Origin of the sequence: Planktothrix tepida PCC 9214 (assembly GCF_900009145.1) — a bacterium.
In the GTDB taxonomy this organism is placed as follows: domain Bacteria; phylum Cyanobacteriota; class Cyanobacteriia; order Cyanobacteriales; family Microcoleaceae; genus Planktothrix; species Planktothrix tepida.
Genome location: NZ_LN889837.1, coordinates 1 through 302, shown reverse-complemented (window position 1 = coordinate 302; position 302 = coordinate 1). Strand labels below are relative to the sequence as shown.

The window sequence follows — 302 nt, the reverse complement described above, 5'->3', positions numbered from 1 at the left end:
CACAACTAATACAACGGTTTCGTAAGGCTGTACCACAAGCAAAGCAATATTTCGACCGTAAATCAGTCCACATTTGGTCAGGGGTAGTCCCGGCTGTCCAACATTTTGGGCAAAACTTAAATGTAGTTATTGTTTCTAGAGGGACTTTCTTCGTGGCTGCATCCAAATATTCCGCTGGTATTCCCAACGCAGAGGCTAAACCGCTTTTAGCTTTTTGATTGACTCTTGAAGTTTGTCCACCTTCTATTTTGCGGATGGTCTGAATGTGTATTTGTGCTTTTAAGCTCAACTCTTTTTGGGTG

Annotated in this window: 1 pseudogene; it reads right to left on the bottom strand. The window is 42.4% G+C overall.

From position 1 onward, the window contains the following. Nucleotides 1-302 (bottom strand): annotated as a pseudogene (locus PL9214_RS32080) (DNA-binding protein); the annotation flags it as partial.